Origin of the sequence: Paraburkholderia madseniana (assembly GCF_009690905.1) — a bacterium.
In the GTDB taxonomy this organism is placed as follows: domain Bacteria; phylum Pseudomonadota; class Gammaproteobacteria; order Burkholderiales; family Burkholderiaceae; genus Paraburkholderia; species Paraburkholderia madseniana.
The window spans coordinates 1-6,033 of sequence record NZ_VOSW01000202.1 but is presented as its reverse complement, the minus strand read 5'-3'; the positions used below and the strand labels follow the sequence as shown (position 1 = coordinate 6,033).

5 protein-coding genes and 2 pseudogenes are annotated in these 6,033 nt (G+C 60.8%); 3 read left to right on the top strand and 4 right to left on the bottom strand.

The features are described from left to right. Positions 1-112: pseudogene (locus FSO04_RS48120) on the top strand (IS5/IS1182 family transposase); the annotation flags it as partial. On the opposite strand, the gene FSO04_RS44725 reads toward FSO04_RS48120, so the two are convergent. Continuing rightward, positions 109-1,014, bottom strand: coding sequence for a LysR family transcriptional regulator (locus FSO04_RS44725; RefSeq protein ID WP_154567763.1), 906 nt, complete (start codon positions 1,012-1,014; stop codon positions 109-111). The pseudogene FSO04_RS48120 and the gene FSO04_RS44725 overlap by 4 nt on opposite strands. A 106-nt stretch (positions 1,015-1,120) precedes the next feature. Between FSO04_RS44725 and metE the strand changes: the two genes are divergently transcribed. Beyond that, the gene (gene metE, locus FSO04_RS44720; RefSeq protein ID WP_154567761.1) at positions 1,121-3,400 is read left to right on the top strand and encodes a 5-methyltetrahydropteroyltriglutamate--homocysteine S-methyltransferase; all 2,280 of its coding nucleotides are present in this window, start codon (positions 1,121-1,123) and stop codon (positions 3,398-3,400) included. A gap of 39 nt (positions 3,401-3,439) precedes the next feature. Here metE and FSO04_RS44715 read toward each other — a convergent pair whose 3' ends face one another. Further along, on the bottom strand, positions 3,440-4,573 hold the full coding sequence (locus FSO04_RS44715; protein ID WP_154567760.1) for an MBL fold metallo-hydrolase: 1,134 nt from the start codon (positions 4,571-4,573) through the stop codon (positions 3,440-3,442). Between the two features lie 83 nt (positions 4,574-4,656). Between FSO04_RS44715 and FSO04_RS44710 the strand changes: the two genes are divergently transcribed. Beyond that, positions 4,657-5,271: a TetR/AcrR family transcriptional regulator gene (locus tag FSO04_RS44710; protein WP_154567758.1), complete on the top strand. Its 615-nt coding sequence runs from the start codon at positions 4,657-4,659 to the stop codon at positions 5,269-5,271. A 3-nt stretch (positions 5,272-5,274) separates the two neighbouring features. Here FSO04_RS44710 and FSO04_RS44705 read toward each other — a convergent pair whose 3' ends face one another. After that, on the bottom strand, positions 5,275-5,706 hold the full coding sequence (locus tag FSO04_RS44705; protein ID WP_154567756.1) for a PAS domain-containing protein: 432 nt from the start codon (positions 5,704-5,706) through the stop codon (positions 5,275-5,277). Between the two features lie 109 nt (positions 5,707-5,815). Beyond that, a pseudogene (locus FSO04_RS44700) lies at positions 5,816-6,033 on the bottom strand (CoA transferase); the annotation flags it as partial.

Genomic DNA, 6,033 nt, shown 5'->3' with positions numbered 1-6,033 from the left:
CCGCCTCGCGCGTGATTATGAAAGGCTACCCGAAACACTTGCCGGGTTGCATTTCGTGGTCTTCGCGATGCTCATGCTCGTTCACGCAGTGCCGGTACTTCAAAGTGCCTAACACGCTCTAGTCGCATTCCAGTCCGATTGGCGCGCGAGTTCGACGAACGCTTTCAAATAATCGATCGCCGCGTCTGTCTCGCGCACGCCGAGAAAAATCTGCTTGGCGATGCCTCGCTTGCCTAATCTGACTGGACTGACGGCGACCTTGCCGGCGTACTCTTCCACCAGCCAGCGAGGCAGCGCGGCGACGCCGCGCCCACTGGCTACCATTTGCAACATGATGTCGGTTGTTTCAATGACCTTGTGGCGCTTCGGCATGACGTTCGCCGGCATCAGAAACTGGTTATAGATATCCAGCCGGTCGATTTCCACCGGGTACGTAATGAGGACCTCATCCGCCAGTTCCTCGGGCGGAATAAAGGGCAACTGCGCGAGTCGATGCCCGAGGCCGACCACCAGCACCTGCTCGTAATCGAACACCGGTTCGAAGCGTAGACCGGGTTTTCGCAACGGGTCCGGCGTGACCAGAATGTCGATGTCGTAACCGAACAGCGCACCGATGCCGCCAAACTGGAATTTCTGTTTGACGTCGACATCCACGTCCGGCCAGCGCGCGAGATACGGCGAGACCACCTTGAGCAGCCACTGATAGCAGGGGTGGCACTCCATACCGATACGAAGCGTGCCGCGCTGCCCCTGGGCGTATTGCTTCATCCGTTCTTCCGCGTGTTCCATTTGCGGCAGCACCCGGTTGGCAAGCGCCAGCAGATATTGACCTGCCTGGGTCAAACGCAGGTTTCGGCCCTCGCGATCCCACACCGCGGTGCCCAGTTGTTGTTCCATCTTCTTGACGGTGTGACTCAGCGCCGATTGCGTCAGGCACAGCACGTTGGCCGCCGCGGTCAGGGACCCTTGGCGGTCCACTTCCCGAATGATTGTCAGATGGGTTCGTTCGAGCATGGTGAGTCCATGAATAAAACTAATCGATCAATGAAATAATGCCATTATATTTCATGAGCCATCCACCCTATGATCGAGCCGTTCATTTTCGGAGCAGCTCATCACCATGGTTACGACACACAATCTGGGTTTCCCCCGCATCGGCGCAAAGCGTGAGCTGAAGTTCGCTCAAGAGCATTACTGGAAAGGCCAGTCGTCGCGCGACGAATTGAAAAGCCTGGGCGCGCAACTGCGTCAGCGGCACTGGGAGAACCAGTCCGGCCTCGATCAGGTTCCGGTTGGCGACTTCTCGTTTTATGACCAGGTGCTCGATACGAGCTTCATGCTGGGCAATATCCCGGAACGGGTCCGGGGCTTTGAGGGCGACGCGCTCGACAATTACTTTCGCGTTGCACGTGGCCGCTCCGCGCATGATTCGGCCTGCAGTTGCGGCGTGCAGGCAGGCGAGATGACCAAATGGTTCGATACGAACTACCACTACATCGTGCCGGAATTTAGCGCCGCGACCGAGTTTTCGCTCGATGCGTCGCGCCTCGTCGATCAACTCGCCCAGGCCCGCGCGCTGGGCGTCAAAGCCAAGCCGGTCATCATCGGACCGGTGACGTATCTATGGCTCGGCAAGGCGAAGGACGATTCGGACAAGCTCGCGCTGCTGCCGCGTCTGTTGCCTGTGTACACGGCACTACTCGATCAACTGGCGGCGCAAGGGGTGGAATGGGTGCAGATCGATGAGCCGGCGCTGGTCACCGAGCTTGAGCCGGCATGGCAACACGCATTCGTCACGGCGTACGACGCATTAAAGACCACCAGCGTGAAGCTTCTGCTGGCAACCTATTTCGGTGAGCTGCGCGACAACCTCGCGCTCGCCTGCGGATTGCCGGTTCAAGGTCTGCATGTCGATGCGGTCAACGGCCGTGGCGAGGTCGAGCAGGTCGTCGCACGGATGCCCGCCGACAAGATTCTGTCGCTTGGCGTAATCAATGGCCGCAACATCTGGAAGACCGATCTGAGCGCGGTGCTGGAATGGCTGACGCCGATTCATCAAACATTGCAGGCTCGCCTGTGGATCGCGCCGTCGTGTTCATTGCTGCATGTTCCGGTAGACCTGAACAGCGAACAGAGGCTCGATCACGAAATCCGTTCTTGGCTCGCGTTTGCCCTGCAAAAGCTCGATGAACTGAAGATCATCGCGAAGGCGCTGAACGATGGACGCGAGTCGGTACTAGCCGCGCTTGCCGAAAATCAGGCCGCCATCCAAAGCCGTCGCACGTCGCCGCGCGTGCACAACCCGGCGGTCAAGGACGCGATCGTGAAGATCGATGCCGCGTTGGGACGTCGCACCAGCGCCTATCCGCAACGTGCCGCCCGGCAGTCTGCGCTGTTGAACCTGCCGGCTTACCCGACCACCACCATCGGCTCATTCCCGCAAACCGCCGAAATTCGCCAGGCGCGCAGCCAGTTCAAGCGTGGTGAACTGGACGAAGCCGGCTACAAGACGGTGATGCAGCACGAAATTGCGCGCAGCGTGCAGGAACAGGAAGCGCTGGGTCTCGACGTGCTCGTGCATGGCGAAGCAGAGCGTAACGATATGGTCGAATACTTCGGCGAACAACTCGACGGTTACGCGTTCAGCCAGTTCGGCTGGGTGCAGTCCTATGGCTCGCGATGCGTGAAGCCGCCCATCCTGTTCGGCGACATCAGCCGTCCGAAGGCGATGACGGTCGAGTGGATCAGGTATGCGCAATCGCAGACCGCCAAGCCGATGAAGGGCATGTTGACCGGCCCGGTCACGATCCTGAACTGGTCGTTCGTGCGTGACGACCAGCCGCGTTCGGTTTCCTGCTATCAGTTGGCGCTGGCGATCCGCGAGGAAGTGCTGGACCTGGAGAAGGCGGGGGTACGGGTGATCCAGATTGACGAAGCGGCGCTGCGTGAAGGCCTGCCGTTGCGTAAGTCGCAGTGGAGCGACTATTTGCAATGGGCGGTGGAGTCCTTCCGTATCACGGCAAATGGCGTGCAGGACGAGACGCAGATCCACACGCACATGTGCTACTCGGAGTTCAATGACATCATCGCTTCGATCGCCGATATGGACGCTGACGTCATCACGATCGAGACGTCGCGCTCGGACATGGAATTGCTGGACGCCTTCGACAACTTCAATTATCCGAACGAGATCGGACCGGGCGTCTACGACATCCACTCGCCGAATATTCCTAGCCAGGAGCACATCGTGAATCTGATGCGCAAGGCGGCCGAGCGGATTCCGGCTGAGCGGTTGTGGGTGAACCCCGACTGCGGCCTGAAGACCCGTGCGTGGGAAGAAGTCATCCCTGCGTTGAAGAACATGGTCGCGGCAGCCAAAACGTTGCGCGCGGGCATCTGATCAAGCTGGCTGAGACTACGTTGCGTGAGGTCGTTGACCTCACGAATTCGTTTGCCGGGTCTGGCGGCAGACGAACCGGCGCAGCGGTGTCACGGACTCTCGCGCACTCTCGGCCTCAGCGACCTCGCGCCACCACTTCTCGCCGCGATGCGGCGAGGCCAAGTCCAGGCGCTCGCCCATACGGGGCGTCGACAGCGGGATGCCGCGCGCGGCGGTGAGCCCGATCACGCGCTCGTACGGTTCCTGCCAACGATGCATCGCCAGATCGAACGTGCCGTTGTGAACGGGCACCAGCCAGCGGCCGCGCAGATCGACATGGGCCTGGACGGTCTCGTCGGGCTGCATGTGGACGTATGGCCATTGAGCGTCGTAGGCGCCGGTTTCGAGCAGCGTCACGTCGAAGGGACCCAGCCGCTCGCCAATGGCCTTGAATCCGTCGAAGTAGCCCGTGTCGCCGCTGAAGAACACGCGCAGCGCGTCATCGACGATGACCCACGAAGCCCACAAGGTGCTGTTGCCGTCGAACAGACTGCGGCCGGAGAAATGCTGCGCCGGGGTTGCCGTGAACGCCAGGCCGTCGATTTCGACGCCCTGCCACCAGTCGAACTGGCGGACCTTCGACGCCTCGATACCCCACTCGATCAGACGGTCACCGACGCCCAGCGGCGTCAGAAATACGCCTGTCTTCGCAGCGAGTGCCAGCACGGTCTCGCGGTCCAGATGGTCGTAGTGGTCGTGCGACAGAATCACACCGCGCAACTGCGGCAAGTCTTCGAGGGCAATGGGCGGCGCATGAAAGCGCTTTGGACCGAAGCGCCGGAACGGTGATGCCCGTTCAGCGAAGACCGGGTCGGTCAACCAGAACTGACCCCGCAGCTTGAGCAGCATGGTGGAATGCCCGAGGCGGTACAGGCTCCGGTCCGGCGCGGCCTGGAGTTGTTCGGGCGACAGGGCATCGACGGGCAGGGCGCCCGCCGGCGTCGTGCCGGCCGGCTTGTTGAGCAAAATATTCCAGACGATGCTCAAGGTCTTGCCGAGTCCTTCGACAGGACGCGGTCTGACGTTACGAAAGCGCTTGCCGTCGTGCTGAGCCGACATATCGAACAATTCACGCCCGCGTCGCGCTGCCGTCAGGCCCAAGGCGCGGCGAATAGAACTGGTGAACGATGTCATGCGAGCAGCCTCGAGGCATAAAGTAGACTGCTCAGTGTAGTTTATTTTCGAGAAAAGTAAACTGCCCGGTGTAAAATTTATTGATGAGCACCAGTGAACCCACCCTCCGCCTGACCGACCGCAAGCGCGCCGCCGTCATTGGGGCGGCAATCGAAGAGTTTCTGGCGGCCGGCTTCGACGCGACCAGCATGGACCGTATCGCGGCACGCGCGGGCGTTTCGAAGCGGACGGTCTACAACCATTTTCCAAGCAAGGAAGCGCTGTTCGCTGCGATCCTGGGGCAGTTGTGGGAGTCGAGCGATACGGGAGAGGTGACGGCTTATTCGGCCGCGCATCCGTTGCGTGCGCAGTTGCTCCAGCTTCTGTTTAAAAAGCTGGCCCTTCTGAATAACGAGGCGTTTCTGTCGCTGGCGCGCGTTGCGATCGCGGCGGGCATTCATTCGCAGGAACGCGCGCGCGATATGGTGGCGCGCATGGGCGAGCGCGAAGAGGACCTAACAGTGTGGATTCGGGCAGCCGCTGCGGATGGCCGCCTCAAGACGTCGGACCCGATGTTCGCCTCACAGCAGTTGCAGGCCCTGGTGAAAGCGTTCGCGTTCTGGCCGCAGGTGACGATGGGCCAGCCACCCCTCAGCGCCGATGAACAAAAGCATGTCGCGGAATCTGCTGCCGATATGTTTCTTGCGCGCTATGCATGACGCTCACGCGCCCGCGGACGCTTCCAGTTCCGCGAGACGCTTGCGCAGCAGGCGATCCTCCTGGAAGCGGCTGGTTTCGTCGCGGATCACGGCGACGATGCCAGTGAGTTCGTTCTGCGGCGAATGCAGCAACGCGACCGTAAAGGCGATCGAAAGTGACCGCCCGTCCTTATGCACGGCAGGGACACGCAGCACGTCGTTGCCATAGCGGGTTTCGCCCGTTGCCATGGTCTTGTGATAACCGTCCCAATGGCGGCCGCGCAAACGTTCCGGAATGATCAGGTCCAGCGACTTTCCCAGTGCCTCGCTCTGCGTAAAGCCGAACATGCGCTCAGCGCCGGGGTTCCATAGTGTGATGCTGCCGGCGGCATCGGAAATGATGATCGCGTCGCCGATTGCGTTGACGAGTTGCTCGAAGTCGATAGCGCTTTGCATGGCGCTCCCCGGAAGTAAAACCGCAGATCCTTGAATTGGATACGGCGCCCGCTGGGGGGCGCCGTATCCACAGGCCCGAGCCTACACACAGGCTCGCAGCGTAACACCATTAAACCGCTTTGATTTCGTGCAGGTTGAAGATGTCCTGCCGGCTGTAGCCGAGGCTCGCCAGCACTTCATCCGTGTGTTCACCGAGCAGTGGCGACGCGGTCACTTCCGGCTTCATGTCCGAGAACTTGATCGGACTGCCTACCGTCAGATACGTGCCGCGTTTCTTGTGCGGCACTTCGACGATCGTGCCGCTCGCGCGCAAGGACGGATCGTTGG